Here is a 14,670-nt window from a genome sequence, read left to right on the forward strand (position 1 = left end):
GAATCACTATAAGACATCCTGTGAGGAACGCAACACTCTTCCCCCGGTCGGACGGCCGGCGGCGGGTCCCGGTGGACGACGGTTCACCCGGTCGTGCCAGAATCGGCCACCGTGACGGACGTGAGCCCACCCCCTGCACCCGCCACCGCCGGCCCGGGCGGCACCCGGAGCCACCACGAGCCGGCGATGGAGCGACGCCCTGCCGCCCGCCGGGTGACGAACCCGGTGGTGCGGGAGTCGCTGGCCATCTGGGTGGCCATCGCCTCCGCGGCGGGGGGAGCCGCCGTCGGGCTGGTGTTGTTCCAGGACCGGCGGCCGTTGTCCGGGGACGGGTCCGTGGGCCTGATCGCGGCCGTCACGGCCGGGGCCTGCGCCGGCGTGGCCTGCCTGGTGGGGCTCGCCCGGTCCACCCGCACCACCCACCAGTGGATGACCCGCCGACGCTGGGGCTGGTTCGTGGCCGACGCGGTCGGGCTGCTGGTGGTCCATGCCGCGATCGCCGTCATGGCCTGCCTGGCCCTGTTCCGCCTCTTCCAGGAGGCGTTCACGGGGCTGACCGTGGACCGGGTGGCGGCCACGGTGATGATGACCGTCATCAGTGCGGTGGCCGGGTACCTGGGGTTCAACTCCGCGGCCCGGATCTCCACGCGCTCGCTGTCCTCGCTGCTGGCGGTGTTCATGGCGTCCGGGATGATCGTGTCCATGCTGCTGGCCGAGAACCCGTTCTGGTGGCACGCGTTCTTCTCCGAGCTGGGCACCGGCCAGGCCGGGATCCTGTCCTTCTGGACCTTCAACACCACCCTGACCGTCTCCGGGTTGGTCCTGACCACGCTGGCCTCCTTCATCACCCAGGACCTCTACGCCTGGGCCCGGGCCCGCGAGTCGGCGGGCGGGCGACGGGCCAGGATCACCGTGCTGCGCGGGGGCCTGGTGGTCATCGGGCTGTGCATGGTGGGTGCCGGGATCGTGCCGATCAACCTCTCGGACCCCGTCCACTCCACGTTCATCCGCGTCCTCGGGGCGGTGTTCATGCTCATGCTGGCCTCCATCCAGTGGTGGCTGCCCGGTTTCCCGGCCGCGGTGTACGTGGCCAGTTACCTGATGGTCGCCCTGGGGGTGGTCGCCACCCTGCTGTGGTTCCCGTTGCGCTACTACAACCTCACCGGGTTCGAGCTGGCGATGGCCGGGATCGTCTACGCCTGGCTGGTGGTCTTCATCCGCAACCTCGACGCCGTCCTCACCGTGGCCGGCCTCGGCGACGCCGAGCGCGACGAGCAGATGGAGGCACTCGAGACCGCGCGGGAGGCCCAGGCGGAACCGGTGAGGACCGGGACCCCGGGACCGGTCCCCGCCGCGGCGCCGGCCGCGTTCCCCCCGCCGTACCGCGGCTGGCGGGTGGACCCGGGGGAGTGGCGGTGACCGGACCGGTGGCCCCCGCAGATCCCGCCCCGCGCGGCCACCGGGACGCGCCGCTGACCACGGTCGGCCTGGCCCGGGAGGCGATCGTGCTGGCTGGTGCCGGGGCGGCGATCCTCCTCCAGGTCGCCCACCGGCCGGTCGGAGCCGGCGTCGCCCGTCACTCGGACTTCGCCGCGGACCCGCTGAGGCGGCTGCGGCACACCCTGCAGTACGTCTACGCCGCGGTCCTGCCGGAGGCCTCCGGCAGGCGGGACGCGGTCACCGGCTGGGTGCGGGCGGCCCATGGTCCGGTGAGCGGGACCGACGGTGGCGGCCGGTCGTACTCGGCGGCCGACCCGCAGGCCCAGCTGTGGGTCACGGCCACCCTCTACCGTGCCGCCGAGGAGGCGCGCTGGCGGCTGTGGGGCACGCTCGACGACGCCCGGTCCGAGGAGATCTACCGCGACTACGCCGTCCTGGGCACCCTGCTCGGCATGCCCGCGGGCCTCTGGCCGCGGGACCGCGAGGGTTTCGAGCGGTACTGGAGCACTGCCGTCGGGACCCTGGAGGTGACCGAGGAGGCCCGGGTGATCTGCCGGGACCTGTTCGCCGCCGAGTCCGCCCCCTGGTGGCTGCGCCGCCTCATGCCGCTGGTGCGCTTCACCGCCGCCGGGATGCTGCCGCACCCGGTCCGCACCGGTCTGGGGCTGGACTGGGACGGTGCGGACTCGGTGCGCGAGGACCGGATGTGGCGGGTGGTACGCGGCGTCTATCCGAGGCTGCCCCGGCGCCTGCGCCAGCTGCCGTCCGCCCTCGTGCTGCGCACCCTGTCCTGAACGGGTGGCATGATGCCCCTTGTGAGATCGAGAACACCCCCGTCGCCGTCACCGGTCTCCTGGCTGTACCTGGCGGTGTGCGTGGTGCTGGTCTCGCTGAACCTGCGGACCCTGTTCTCCTCGTTCTCCGCGATCCTGCCGGAGATCACCGCGGCCACCGGACTGCCGGGGTGGGGAGCCACCGTGCTGACCACCGTGCCGGCCACCCTGCTGGGCGTCTTCGCCCCGCTGGCCCCCGTCCTCGCGCGCCGCTTCGGGTCCTGGCGGGTGCTCTTCGGCGCCCTGCTGCTGCTCACGCTCGGCCTGGTGGTGCGCTCGGTCCCCGTTCCCGACGGCGGCGCGATGGTCACGCTGCTGGTCGGCACCGTGTTCTCCGGGGCGGCGATCGCGCTGGCCAACGTGGTGCTGCCCAGCATCGTCAAGCAGGACTTCGTCAACCACCTGGGGCTGATGAGCGGGCTGTACACCACCGCGATCTGCGGGTCGGCAGCCCTCGGCGCGGGGCTCACGTTCCCCGTGTACGAGGCGGTGGGGGACTGGCGGCTGGCCCTGGGGATCTGGGCGGTGCCCGTACTGGTGACCGCCGGCCTGCTCGTGCCCGTGCTCCGGAGGCACCGGTCCGGTGCCCGGCCGGTCACGTCCACCACGGGGCGGAGCCCGCTGACGTCCCCGGTGGCCTGGCACATCACCCTGATGATGGTCTTCCAGGCGATGACGTCCTTCACCGCCTTCGCCTGGCTGGCCCCGATCCTGCGCGAGCGCGGCCTCGACGGCGGGCTGGCCGGGCTGATCGTGGCGGTGTCGATCGTGCTGCAGATGGCCGGTTCCCTGGCCGCCCCCGTGCTGGCGGCCCGGATGCGCAGTCAGTCGGCACTGAACGTGGCCGCGGCCGTGCTGACCGCCGCCGGGTTCATCCTGTCCATCCACGGCCCCATGGCCGGGATCTGGGTGTGGACCGGCGTGCTCGGCGTGGGCCAGGGGGCGCTGACGGCGTTGGCCCTGACCATGATCACCCTGCGCAGTGAATCCGCCCACATGGCGATCCGGGTCTCCGGCATGATGCAGGGCCTCGGGTACGGGCTGGGGTCCTCGGGGACGTTCATCACGGGGCAGGTCTTCGCCGTCACGGGCTCCTTCGGTCCCGCGGCCTGGCTGTTCGCGGCCTCCGGGCTCGGTGCGGCCGTGTTCGGCTGGCTGGCCGGGCGGGACCGGGCCGTCGAGGAGTGACCGGGGGGCATCCGTCCGCCGTATCCGCATCAGGTCCGCAGCCACCGCATCAGGTGTGGGGAATGACGCCATCCCTGCCCCGGGATGGCGACGAAGCCCGTTCCTGATGGCGAGGGGCCGTGGTGCCCCCCTGACCCTGGCCGGCGTCGGCCCCCCTGCCGGGGCTGGACAACCGTGGGAGAATGGGGGCGATGGCTGACCAGAACCGTTCCCGCACCCCGGACCGCCCGTCCCGCACCGCACCGGTGCAGCAGGGCCGGCAGTCCCACCGCGCCGCCGACCCCGCGGACGCGCACCTCGAGCACGCCCGGGACGGCAAGCTCAAGCTGAACCGTCCCCAGCGCGGACTCATCGACGAGACCGAGGCCCGGCAGCTCTCCGAGGACCGCGAGCGGCTCCAGCGCCAGGGCATCGGCGGACCCCTGGACGGGCGGATGCTCTCCAACCCGGCCGCCGCGGCCACGGGCCCTGACGCCAACCGCCCCCAGGTCCGGCCGCAGGCGGAGGGCTGGACGCAGCAGACCACGGAGGACGGGCGGCCGCTGCTGCAGTTCAAGCAGCCGCGCGTGGCCCAGCCGAAGATGCACCTGGCCGACCTGACCCTGGCCGAACGCCAGGAGAGGGTCAAGGCACTGGGGCTGCCGGCCTTCCGCGCCAAGCAGCTCTCCACCCACTACTTCGTGCACCACACCTCGGACCCCGAGCGCATGACGGACCTGCCCGCGGCCCAGCGCGAGACGCTCGTGGCCGAGATGTTCCCGCCGCTGCTCACCGAGGTCCGCCGGCTGACCACGGACAACGGGGACACCGTCAAGTTCCTGTGGCGCCTGTTCGACGGCGCCCTGGTGGAGTCGGTGCTGATGCGCTATCCGGGCCGGGTGACGCTGTGCGTGTCCAGCCAGGCCGGCTGCGGGATGAACTGTCCGTTCTGCGCCACCGGCCAGAACGGGCTGACACGGAACATGTCCACCGCGGAGATCGTGGAACAGGTGGTCCGGGCCAACCAGGTGATCGCCGAGGGCGGGCTGGGGGGACTGCGGCGCGACGGCGGCCACGACGCCGAGCGCGTCACGAACATCGTGTTCATGGGCATGGGCGAACCGCTGGCCAACTACAAGCGCGTCATCGCCGCGGTCCGGCGGATGGTGGACCCCGCCCCCGAGGGCCTGGGCATGTCCGCCCGCCACATCACGGTCTCCACCGTGGGGCTGGTCCCGGCCATCAACCGGCTCGCGGACGAGGGCATCCCGGTCACCTTCGCCCTGTCCCTGCACGCCCCGGACGACGAGCTGCGTGATGAGCTGATCCCCGTGAACTCCCGGTGGAAGGCCGATGAGGCGATCGACGCCGCCTACAACTACTTCGTGAAGACCGGGCGGCGCGTGTCGATCGAGTACGCGCTGATCAAGGACATGAACGACCACGCCTGGCGGGCCGACCTGCTGGCGAAGAAGCTCAACGCCCGCGGCCGGGGCTGGGTGCACGTCAACCCCATCCCGCTGAACCCGACCCCGGGCTCGATCTGGACCTCCTCCGAGCCGGACGTCACGCAGGAGTTCATCGACCGCCTGAACGACGCCGGCATCCCCACCACCCTGCGCGACACCCGCGGCAAGGAGATCGACGGCGCCTGCGGGCAGCTCGCCGCGGAGGGCGACGAGGAGGCCGACGGCCCCGTCACCCCGCCCGCCGCCGGGCGCGCCGGGACCTCGGCGTCCATCGACCTGCGCGGTTGAGCCCCCGGGCTCCGGCGGTCGACGGATGACGTCCCCGCCCGGGACCCGGGGGTCTGACGTCACCCCCTGACCGCCAGGTGCGGTCAGGGGATCAGGCGTCGACGCCGGCCCGGACCGGGGCGGGCGCCGGCCGGACCTCCTCCTCGGCGGGGGTGGAACGGACGGCGAAGGAGCCCGCGAGGGCCACCAGCGAGATGACCGCGCCCCAGACCATCGCGTTGTGGATGCCGTTCATCAGGGCGACCGTCGGCTCGGTGCCGCTGGCGGCCCCGGCGATGGTCGCCGTCGTCATGACGGTGATGAACACGGCGGTGCCCGCGGCCCCGGCCACCTGCTGGAGGGTGGACAGGATGGCGCTGCCGTGCGAGTACAGGCGGCGCGGCAGGGCGCCCAGGGCCGAGGTCATCAGCGGGCCGAACATCAGGGACAGCCCCGCGTTGAGGAGCATGTGCCAGGCGATGACCGTGCCCAGGGACGTCTCGGCGGTCAACGTGGTCAGGCCCCACAGGGCCCCGGAGACGACCGCGGTCCCGGGGATCACGAGCGGACGGGCGCCCACGCGGTCGAACAGGCGGCCGACGATCAACCCGAGCACGCCCATCACCAGTCCACCCGGCAGCAGCGCCAGGCCGGTGTCCATCGTGGACTCGCCCAGGACGTTCTGCAGGTAGATGGGCAGCACGATCAGGGTGCCGAACATCGCCATCATGCCGATGATCATCATGCCCAGCGAGATGGTGAAGGCCGGGGCCGTGAAGGCACGCACGTCCAGCAGGGCGTGGTCGCGCAGTCCGAGCTGGCGCCACGTGAAGACGGCGAGGGCGAGGACACCGACCACGAGCGGGATCCACGGCGGCATCAGGGCGTCCCCCTCGGCCGCGGCCCCGATGCTGCTGAGCCCGAACACCAGGCCGGCGAAGCCGATACCGGACAGTGCCACGGAGAGCACGTCCAGCGGGATCCGCTGGGTGTCGGTGACGTTGCGGATCATGGCCACGCCCAGGGCCAGGGCCAGCGTGGCGATCGGCAGCATCAGCAGGAACATCCAGCGCCACTCCAGCAGGTCCAGGATGATCCCGCCGATGGTCGGCCCGGTGGCCGGGGCCACCGCGATGACGATGGAGATGACCCCCATGGTGCGGCCGCGGCGGCTGGCCGGGACCACGTTGAGCACCGTGGTGAACAGCAGCGGCATCATGATGGCCGTGCCCACCGCCTGGACCACGCGTCCCAGCACCAGGACGAGGAACGTGGGGGCCAGGGCGGCCAGCAGGGTGCCGAGCAGGAAACTGACCATGGCGATCGTGAAGACCGTCCGCAGCGGCAACCGGGTCAGCAGGTACCCGGTGACGGGGATGACCACCGCCATGGTGAGCATGAACGCGGTGGTCATCCACTGTGCGGTGGCGGCCCCCACGCTGAACTCCCGCATCAGTTCCGGCAGCGCGACGCTCATGATCGTCTCGTTGAGGATCACCACGAAGGCCGAGACCACCAGCAACCAGATGACGCGCATCGCGCCCTCGGGGACCCCGGACGCGGTGGATGTCCCGGCCGGCGGTGCGGTGGCGGTGACGGTGCCCCGCTGGGGGCCTTCGGCGGGGGCAGGCGACACTGTGGGTTCTCCTCGGGATGCGTGGGGAGCCGGGATGACTCCGGTGGTCCAACGGTGGATCCGCCCTTGCTATTCCCCGGATTCCCCCGGCCGGAACATCATCCGGACCAACGTCGTCCCTCGTGCAACCTTTCGGCGCCTCCTCCGGTAGTAGGCGGTGTGAGGACAAACGTGCTCATGTGGACGGCCCCGACTGTGGGTCCCGTGAAAGGACGACACCATGCGTAAGGCACTTCCCCTGGCAGTCACCGCAGCATGCGGCGTGGCGATGCTCGGCACGGCACTGCCGGCCACGGCCGGCGAGACGGAGGGATCCGGCGGTGACACCGCGATGCTCTCCGTGCTCCACGGCGTCCCGGACACCACCGTGGACGTGTTCGTCAACGGCGAGCGCACCCTGGACGACTTCGCACCGGGTGACCTGGCCGGCCCCCTGGAACTTCCCGCCGGTGACTACGAGATCGCGGTGACCGCCGCGGACGCGCAGGACGACTCGGAGCCCGTCATCGGCCCGGTGAACGTCACCCTGGACGGCGGGGTCGACTACACCGCGGCGGCCCACCTCGATGCCGAGGGCCAGCCCACCGCCACCGCCTTCGTGAACGACACCTCCGCCCTGGAGGCCGGGAACGGGCGCCTCGTGGTCCGACACGTCGCCGCGGCCCCGGCCGTGGACGTCTGGGCGAACGGTGAGGTGGCCGTCCCCGGCCTGGCCAACCCGGACGAGCAGTCCCTGGACCTGCCGGCCGGCACCCTGGAGGCCGCGGTCTCCGTGGCGGGTGAGTCCGACCCGGTGCTCGGCCCCGCGGACGTGGAGGTCACCGAGGGCGCCGCGACGATCGTCTACGCCTGGGGCTCGGCGGAGGACGGTTCGCTCGCCCTGGCCACCCAGACGGTGGAGGGGATGCACTCCGCCCCCGGCGGCGTCCCCACGGGCAACACCCAGGTGCCCGCCGAGGGTCAGGGCCTGTGGTGGGCCGCGGGCGGCGGCGCGCTGCTCCTGGCCGCGGCCGGTGCGGTGACGGCGTTGCGGCGCCGGTCCTCCGTCCGTGCCTGAGACGACCCGCCGGGGCAAGTCCTCGCCCCGCGGGTCCAGGGCGGCGGGGCCGGTCCTCGCCGCCCTGGCGGTCGCAGTCGCCCTCGCGGGCACCGGTTGCGCACCTGCCGGCGTGGTGGAGCCCCCTTCCTCCGACCCGGCTGCGGCCGCACCATCCTCCTCCGTCTCCCGGGCACCGGCGGCCTCGTCCCCGGCGCCCGGGGACCCGGGTGGCACCGGTGCCGGCGTCCCCGCCTCCCGTGCGGGAGCCGCGGAGGTCCCGGTGGCCTCCGCGGCCCTGCGGCCCGCGGCCCCGGTGCCCGCACCGGTGCGGCTGGACTACGAGGCCATCGGGGCGGAGATGACGGTGGTGCCCACGGGGGTGGCCGAGGACGGGCAGATGGAGATCCCCGAGGACGCGTCCATCGCCGCCTGGTACCGGTTCGGCCCGGCACCGGCAGACGGCGAGGGCAACACGGTGATCGCCGCCCACGCCGGTTCGGAGCACACGCCCGAGGGGCCGCTGTACGCGCTGCGCACGGCGCGGACGGGGGACACGGTCCGGGTCGGGGACGAGTCCGGGCGGTGGCACGCCTACCGGGTCACCCAGGTGGAGCGCCTGGGCAAGGACGGGCTGGACTTCACCCCCTACTTCACCCGCTCCGGACCGGAACGGCTGGTCCTCGTGACCTGTGGTGGACAGTGGTTGCCGGAGAGGCAGAGCTATGCGGACAACATCATCGTGGTGGCAGAGTCACTGGACTGACCCGTATCCTCGGAGGACGTCCGTGCCACGGGTACGCCCCGGGGTGACGTGATGGACCACCGCCGCCCGCCGGGGCCACGACCGAGGAGGGACGCTGGACAGCGACGACCTCTCCCGACGCTTCGCCGCGGGGAGCGCGGACGCCATGCGTGAGGCCTATGACCAGCATGGCCGTCTCGTCTTCTCCCTGTGCATGGCGGCGCTGTCCAACCGGCAGGACGCGGAGGACGCCACGCAGCAGGTGTTCACGCGGGCCTGGCGCTCGCGGGAGACCTACGACCCCACCCGTCCGCTGGGCGGCTGGCTGACCGGGATCACCCGTCGGGTCGTGGCGGACACGTTCGCGGCCCGGGACCGCCAGCGGCAGCTCGTGGACGCGACGTCCGGCCAGCATCAGCGGGAGGACCGGCAACTGTCCGAGCAGGTCGTGGACCGGGTGCTGGTCCATGAGGCCCTGGAGAGGCTCGGTCCGCCCCAGGATGAGATCCTGAGGATGGCCTTCGTCCAGGACCTCCCGCAGGGGCAGATCGCCGAACGGCTGGGAATGCCCCTGGGAACGGTCAAGTCGCATGTCCACCGGGGACTGGCCCGGCTTCGAGCAGCACTGGAGGTGAACGATGGCTGAGACCGCTGAACGGCACCTGACCGAGGAGGACCTGGCCTCGATCGCCGCCGGCCAGGCGCCCGGCCCCGGGGCCGCCGCCCACCTGCGCTCCTGCCCCGACTGCCGCCTGGACCTCGACCGGACCGAGCGCGTGGTGTCCGCGCTCGCGGCACCGGTCAGCCTCCACGAGCCGTCCGCCGACGTGTGGGCGGGCATCGAACGGGAGTTGGGCCTCCGGCAGGATCCCCACGCCGGACCCGGTCTCGCCGCGGTCCCGGGCGCCCCGGAGCCGGCCGGCACGTCCGGCACGTCTGCGGAGACCGCGCCCGGAGGGCACGGTGGCGGGGGGACGCTCGGTGCCGACGACGCCGGCACGGTGAGCTTCCTGCCCCGGACCCAGCGACGCCGGTGGCCCGTCATCACGGCCGCCGCGGCCGCCGGGCTGGTCGTCGGCGCCGTCGGTGCCGCCGTCGTGGCCGGCCTGGTGGGCCAGGGGGACAGCGGGCAGGACACGCCGCCCCAGCCGGTCGCCGTCGGCGAGGCGGTCCTCGCGCCGGTGACGGAGCGGGACGTGGAGGGGCGCGCCGAGATGGTCGCCGAGCCCGACGGCGCCCTGCGCCTGACCGTCGACGTCTCCGAGGGGCCCCAGGAGGGGTACTACGAGGTGTGGCTGCGCGACGAACAGGCCAGCCGGCTGATCTCGCTGGGCACGGTGTCCGGCCAGACCACCACGCTGCCGGTGCCGGACGGCGTCGACCTCGACCGGTTCCCGGTGGTGGACGTCTCCCAGGAGGAATTCGACGGCGACCCCTCGCACAGCGGCGTGACGCTGGCGGCGGGGGCCATGACCCGGTCCGGGGACGCCACCGCGGGGTGACTGTGTGTCCTGACGTGACGTGGGCGACATCCACGCCCCGGGGATCCATTGCTAGGGTGAACCCGTAACCATCCAGAGCGGCTGAGAGACCTGGCTCGACGACGCCGCAGCAACCCGAGGGGATCATCTCCCCAACGACGGGTGCTAAGGCCAGGACCGATGGAGATCCCGGATCTGCAGTCGGTCTGTGCGTCGGCGTCCGCTGCCTGCGCCGGACCAGCCGTTGGCGTGACTGCCGGTAATCCTCGGTGTGACCGGAAGGACCGCCGAATGTCGCAGAGCACGGCCGAGAAGGCCGCCACCACCGAACACCTCTCCCGGCCGGGACCGGAGGCCGGGGCCGCGAACCTCGCCGAGGGCCTGCCCGCCTCCTACGCGGGATTGCGCGAGCACTTCGCCCCGGTCTTCGCCTCGATCGCGGCCGGTGCCCTGGAACGGGACCTGGAGCGCCGGCTGCCCCGGGAGGAGGTCCGCAGGCTGGACCGCGCCGGGTTCGGCACCCTGCGGGTCCCGGCCGCCCACGGAGGGCCGGGGGTGAGCATCGAGGACTTCACCCGGTTGCTCATCGACCTGGCCGAGGCCGACTCGAACATCGCCCACCTGTACCGGTCCCACTACGGTTTCGTGGAATCCCTGCGCTTCCTGCCCGGCCGCCTCCAGGACGCCTGGTACCCCCGGGTGCTGGCGGGGGCGACGGTGGGCAACGCGTCCACCGAGAAGGGCGGCAACGCCCTGGGCACCCTGAACACCGTGCTGACCCGGAGCGGGGAGGGCTGGGTGCTCAACGGCCGGAAGCTCTACGCGACCGGATCGATCTTCTCGGACTACACGCGGGTCTCCGCCGCACTGGACGGTGAGGACGGACGCCGCTTCGCCGTCGTCGCCACGGACGCCCCCGGTGTCACGCTGGAGGACGACTGGGACGGCTTCGGGCAGAAGCTCACCGGCACCGGCACGGCCCTCTTCGAGGACGTCACCGTCCCCGAGGACGCCGTGCTGGACCGTACCGCGGGCAGCGCCGAGGCCGTCCACGAGGCCGCCTTCTTCCAGCTCGTGCTGCTGGCCGTGCTGGCCGGCATCGCCCGGGCCGCCCGCCGGGACACCGTCGCCACCATCGCCACCCGCAAGCGCACCTTCAACACCGGGCTGGGCCTGCCGTTCCGCGAGGACCCGCTGATCCAGGAGGCCACCGGGCGGATCTCCGCCCAGGCCTTCACCGCCGAGGCCACCGTGCTGCACGCCGCGCGGGCCCTCGACGCCGGCATCCAGGCCGCCATCGATGCCGGGGCGAATGTCCCGGAGTTCACCGGCACCCTGCCGGGAGCCCTGTACGAGTCCGAGATCGCCGTCGAGCACGCCCAGGTCACGGTGCCCGAACTGGCACTGGGCGCCGCCCAGGACCTGTTCCTGACCGTGGGTGCCTCCGCGACCTCCACGTCCAAGGGGCTGGACCGGCACTGGCGCAACGCCCAGACCGTGGCCACCCACAACCCGATCGCCTTCCGGGCCCGCGCCCTCGGCGACTACCACATCAACGGCATCCTGCCGGAGGGCCTGAACGCCATCGGCGACGCGAAGACGGCGGGGCCTGCCGCATGAGCGCCCCGACCATCATGACCACCACCTCCACCGGCGAACCCCGGCAGGGACCCGCGCGGGTCTTCGACGGCAAGAAGCGCGTCCTCGCCTCGGCCTTCGCCGGAACCACCATCGAGTGGTACGACTTCTACCTCTACGGCACGGCCGCGGCGCTGGTCTTCAACGTCCAGTTCTTCCCGATGGCCACCGAGCTCGGCGGCATCGTCGCCTCGTTCGCCACGCTCGCCGTCGGCGTGATCGCCCGGCCGCTGGGCGGCATCGTGGCCGGACACCTGGGGGACCGGATCGGCCGCAAGGCCCTGCTGGTGGCCTCGCTGCTGCTGATGGGCGTGGCCTCGACCCTGATCGGGCTGCTGCCCACCTTCGAGGCGATCGGCTGGTGGGCCGTCGTCGGGCTGGTGGTGCTGCGCGTCCTGCAGGGCCTGTCCGCCGGTGCGGAATGGGGCGGTTCGGCTCTGCTGAGCGTGGAGCACGCCCCGGCCCGGCACCGCGGCTTCTTCGGGTCCTTCACGCAGATCGGCTCGTCCGCGGGGATGCTGCTGGCCACCGGCGCGTTCTTCATCGTGCAGAACGTGCTGAGCGCCGAGCAGTTCGCCGCCTTCGGGTGGCGGATCCCGTTCCTGCTCTCCGCGCTGCTGGTGGCCCTGGGACTGTGGATCCGGCTCGGCGTCTCCGATGCCCCGGAGTTCCTCGAGCACCAGGCCTCCGGGAGGGTCGAGAAGGCGCCGCTGAAGGTGCTGCTGACGCACCACCGCCGCCCGCTGCTGGTGACGATCGGTCTGCGGCTGGCCCAGAACGCCGTGTACTACCTGGTCACGGTCTACATGCTGACCTACCTGCGCGACGAGCGGGGGGACTCCTCCTCGGGTGTCACGGCGGTGATGATCGCCTCGGCCGTCGGCCTGGTCTCGACCCCGTTCTGGGGCTGGCTGTCCGACCGGGTGGGACGCAGGGTGGTCTCCGTGACGGCCTATGCGGCGATCGGCGTGTTCGGCTGGGTGCTGTTCGCTTACCTGGGGGCCGGGCCGCTGGCCCTGCTGCCCCTCGTCATCATCCTGGGCATCAACCTCATCCACGACGCGGTCTACGGACCGCAGGCCGCCTGGTTCGCCGAGCAGTTCCCGGTGCACGTGCGCTACTCGGGCGTGAGCCTGGGCTACCAGGTCGGCACGGTGCTGGGCGGGGGACTGATGCCCCTGATCGCGGCGCTACTCTTCGCCGCCGGCGGTGACACCCCGTGGCTGATCGCCGGCTACCTCTCCGGGCTGGCCGTGCTGTCCGTCGTCACCGGGCTGGCCGCGAAGGATCCTGCCCGGGACCAGCACGGCACGGAGCTCACCGAGCTGCACGGTCCCGGGCAGGATCCGGTGCCCGACGCCGGCCCTGCCGGTCCCGCGCCCGGCTCCGGCACCCCGCGCACCACCGAGGACACCGCTGAGAACGCCATTGAGGGCGCCCCCGAGAGGACGATCGTATGACCCGCCCCATGCTGCTGAACGCCTTCGACATGATGGTCCCGGTGCACCAGTCCCCGGGGCTCTGGCGGCACCCGGAGTCCGGGGTGTCCCGCTTCGACACCCTGGCGTACTGGACCTCGCTGGCCCGGACGCTGGAGGAGGGCGGGTTCGCCTCCCTGTTCCTGGCGGACATCCCCGGTGTCTACGACGTCTACGGCGCAGGGACCGGGGCCACGGCACGCGGCGGGGTGCAGTACCCGGTGCTCGACCCGCTGGTGATGGTGCCCGCGATGGCCGCCGTGACCGAGCGGCTCGGCTTCGGCGTCACCGCCTCGGTCACCTACGAGGCGCCCTACCTGCTGGCCCGCACCCTCGCCACGCTGGACCACGTCACCGGCGGGCGGGTGGCCTGGAACGTGGTCACCTCCTACCAGGACTCTGCCGCGCGCAACCTGGGCATGGACCGGCAGCTGCCGCACGACGAGCGGTATGACCGGGCCGACGAGTACATGGAGGTCATGTACAAGCTCTTCGAGGGATCGTTCGATCCCGGCGCGGTGCGCGCCGACGCCCAGACGGGCGTGTTCGTGGACCCGGACCGGGTGCACCCGATCGGCCACCACGGGACGTACTTCTCCGTGCCGGGCCAGGCGCTGACACACCCCGGGCCGCAGGGCACCCCGTTCCTGTTCCAGGCCGGGGCGTCCACCCGCGGCCAGGAGTTCGCCCTGGACCACGCCGAGGCGATCTTCTTCATCGGCAACACCCCGGAGCTGGTCCGGCGCTGGACGGACGGCGTGCGGGCCGGGCTGGCCGGACGCGGCCGCGCGGAGGATGCCGTCAAGGTGTTCACCATGGCCACGGTGGTCGTGGCCGACTCGGACGAGGAGGCCCGGGCCCGGCTGGAGGGTTACCGCCGGCACGTGGACGTCGAGGGCGCACTGGCCCTGTTCGGGGGCTGGACCGGCGTGGACCTGGCCGGGGCCGATCCGGACTCCCCGCTCGAGTACGTCGCCACCGAGGCCAACCAGTCCGCCCTGGCGTCCTTCACCTCGCTGTCACCGGACAGGACGTGGACGGTGCGGGACCTGGCCGAGTTCATCGCGATCGGGGGCCGCGGACCGGTCATCGCCGGCTCCCCGGCCACCGTGGCGGACGAACTCGAACGCTGGCAGGAGGCGGCCGGCGTCGACGGTTTCAACATCTCCGCGGCGGTCCGTCCCGCGGACCTGGAGCGGTTCACCGCCCTGGTCTCCCCGGAACTGCGGCGCCGGGGCATCCTCGCGGAGGGGACCGGGGGCACCCTGCGCGAGGCCCTGACCGGTGCCGGACCGCGCCTGGCCGCGGACCACCAGGGCGCTGCGTACCGGCGTGCGGTGGGGGCCGCCCGGCGCTGAACCGGGCCCGTCGGGACGGCCCCGGGCAGTCCCGCGGAAGCCGGGCAGTCCCGCGGAACACGACGGGATGAGACGGAACGAGACGGAACGAGACCGGGCCCCGCCGCACCAGTGGTGCGACG

The 14,670-nt window shown here is 72.8% G+C and carries 12 protein-coding genes and 1 riboswitch; of the genes, 11 read left to right on the forward strand and 1 reads right to left on the reverse strand.

Annotation, left to right across the window (positions count from 1 at the left end):
* Positions 1-120: 120 nt before the first annotated feature.
* The 4 genes from Q0283_RS10675 to rlmN all read left to right on the forward strand — a co-directional run bounded on the left by Q0283_RS10675 (position 121) and on the right by rlmN (position 5,197).
* The gene (locus tag Q0283_RS10675; RefSeq protein ID WP_298044566.1) at positions 121-1,419 is read left to right on the forward strand and encodes a hypothetical protein; all 1,299 of its coding nucleotides are present in this window, start codon (positions 121-123) and stop codon (positions 1,417-1,419) included.
* Positions 1,416-2,234: an oxygenase MpaB family protein gene (locus Q0283_RS10680; protein WP_298044568.1), complete on the forward strand. Its 819-nt coding sequence runs from the start codon at positions 1,416-1,418 to the stop codon at positions 2,232-2,234. The genes Q0283_RS10675 and Q0283_RS10680 overlap by 4 nt, the downstream gene beginning before the upstream one ends.
* A 21-nt stretch (positions 2,235-2,255) precedes the next feature.
* Positions 2,256-3,461, forward strand: a complete 1,206-nt coding sequence (locus Q0283_RS10685; protein WP_298044569.1) for an MFS transporter — start codon at positions 2,256-2,258, stop codon at positions 3,459-3,461.
* A gap of 434 nt (positions 3,462-3,895) precedes the next feature.
* Positions 3,896-5,197: a 23S rRNA (adenine(2503)-C(2))-methyltransferase RlmN gene (rlmN, locus tag Q0283_RS10690; protein WP_255459761.1), complete on the forward strand. Its 1,302-nt coding sequence runs from the start codon at positions 3,896-3,898 to the stop codon at positions 5,195-5,197.
* A 91-nt stretch (positions 5,198-5,288) separates the two neighbouring features.
* On the opposite strand, the gene Q0283_RS10695 is transcribed toward rlmN, so the two are convergent.
* Positions 5,289-6,812, reverse strand: coding sequence for an MDR family MFS transporter (locus Q0283_RS10695; protein WP_183529593.1), 1,524 nt, complete (start codon positions 6,810-6,812; stop codon positions 5,289-5,291).
* Between the two features lie 220 nt (positions 6,813-7,032).
* Between Q0283_RS10695 and Q0283_RS10700 the strand changes: the two genes are divergently transcribed.
* The 7 genes from Q0283_RS10700 (at position 7,033) to Q0283_RS10730 (ending at position 14,548) form a co-directional block, all read left to right on the forward strand.
* Positions 7,033-7,869 (forward strand): DUF4397 domain-containing protein, encoded by an 837-nt coding sequence (locus Q0283_RS10700; RefSeq protein WP_183529591.1) that lies wholly within the window; start codon positions 7,033-7,035, stop codon positions 7,867-7,869.
* Positions 7,862-8,614: a class F sortase gene (locus Q0283_RS10705; protein ID WP_183529589.1), complete on the forward strand. Its 753-nt coding sequence runs from the start codon at positions 7,862-7,864 to the stop codon at positions 8,612-8,614. Before Q0283_RS10700 ends, Q0283_RS10705 begins: the two co-directional genes overlap by 8 nt.
* 145 nt (positions 8,615-8,759) lie before the next feature.
* Complete coding sequence (locus tag Q0283_RS10710; protein WP_010143927.1) at positions 8,760-9,239, forward strand: RNA polymerase sigma factor; 480 nt, start codon at positions 8,760-8,762, stop codon at positions 9,237-9,239.
* Positions 9,232-10,095: an anti-sigma factor domain-containing protein gene (locus Q0283_RS10715; RefSeq protein ID WP_183529586.1), complete on the forward strand. Its 864-nt coding sequence runs from the start codon at positions 9,232-9,234 to the stop codon at positions 10,093-10,095. Before Q0283_RS10710 ends, Q0283_RS10715 begins: the two co-directional genes overlap by 8 nt.
* A gap of 65 nt (positions 10,096-10,160) precedes the next feature.
* A riboswitch (SAM riboswitch) is annotated at positions 10,161-10,261 on the forward strand.
* 104 nt (positions 10,262-10,365) lie between these two features.
* The gene (locus Q0283_RS10720) at positions 10,366-11,694 is read left to right on the forward strand and encodes an acyl-CoA dehydrogenase family protein (protein WP_298044570.1); all 1,329 of its coding nucleotides are present in this window, start codon (positions 10,366-10,368) and stop codon (positions 11,692-11,694) included.
* On the forward strand, positions 11,691-13,172 hold the full coding sequence (locus Q0283_RS10725; protein ID WP_255459751.1) for an MFS transporter: 1,482 nt from the start codon (positions 11,691-11,693) through the stop codon (positions 13,170-13,172). The genes Q0283_RS10720 and Q0283_RS10725 overlap by 4 nt, the downstream gene beginning before the upstream one ends.
* Complete coding sequence (locus tag Q0283_RS10730) at positions 13,169-14,548, forward strand: LLM class flavin-dependent oxidoreductase (RefSeq protein WP_183529583.1); 1,380 nt, start codon at positions 13,169-13,171, stop codon at positions 14,546-14,548. Before Q0283_RS10725 ends, Q0283_RS10730 begins: the two co-directional genes overlap by 4 nt.
* Positions 14,549-14,670 lie beyond the last annotated feature (122 nt).

Origin of the sequence: uncultured Citricoccus sp., assembly GCF_937871995.1 — a bacterium.
Lineage (GTDB): Bacteria > Actinomycetota > Actinomycetes > Actinomycetales > Micrococcaceae > Citricoccus.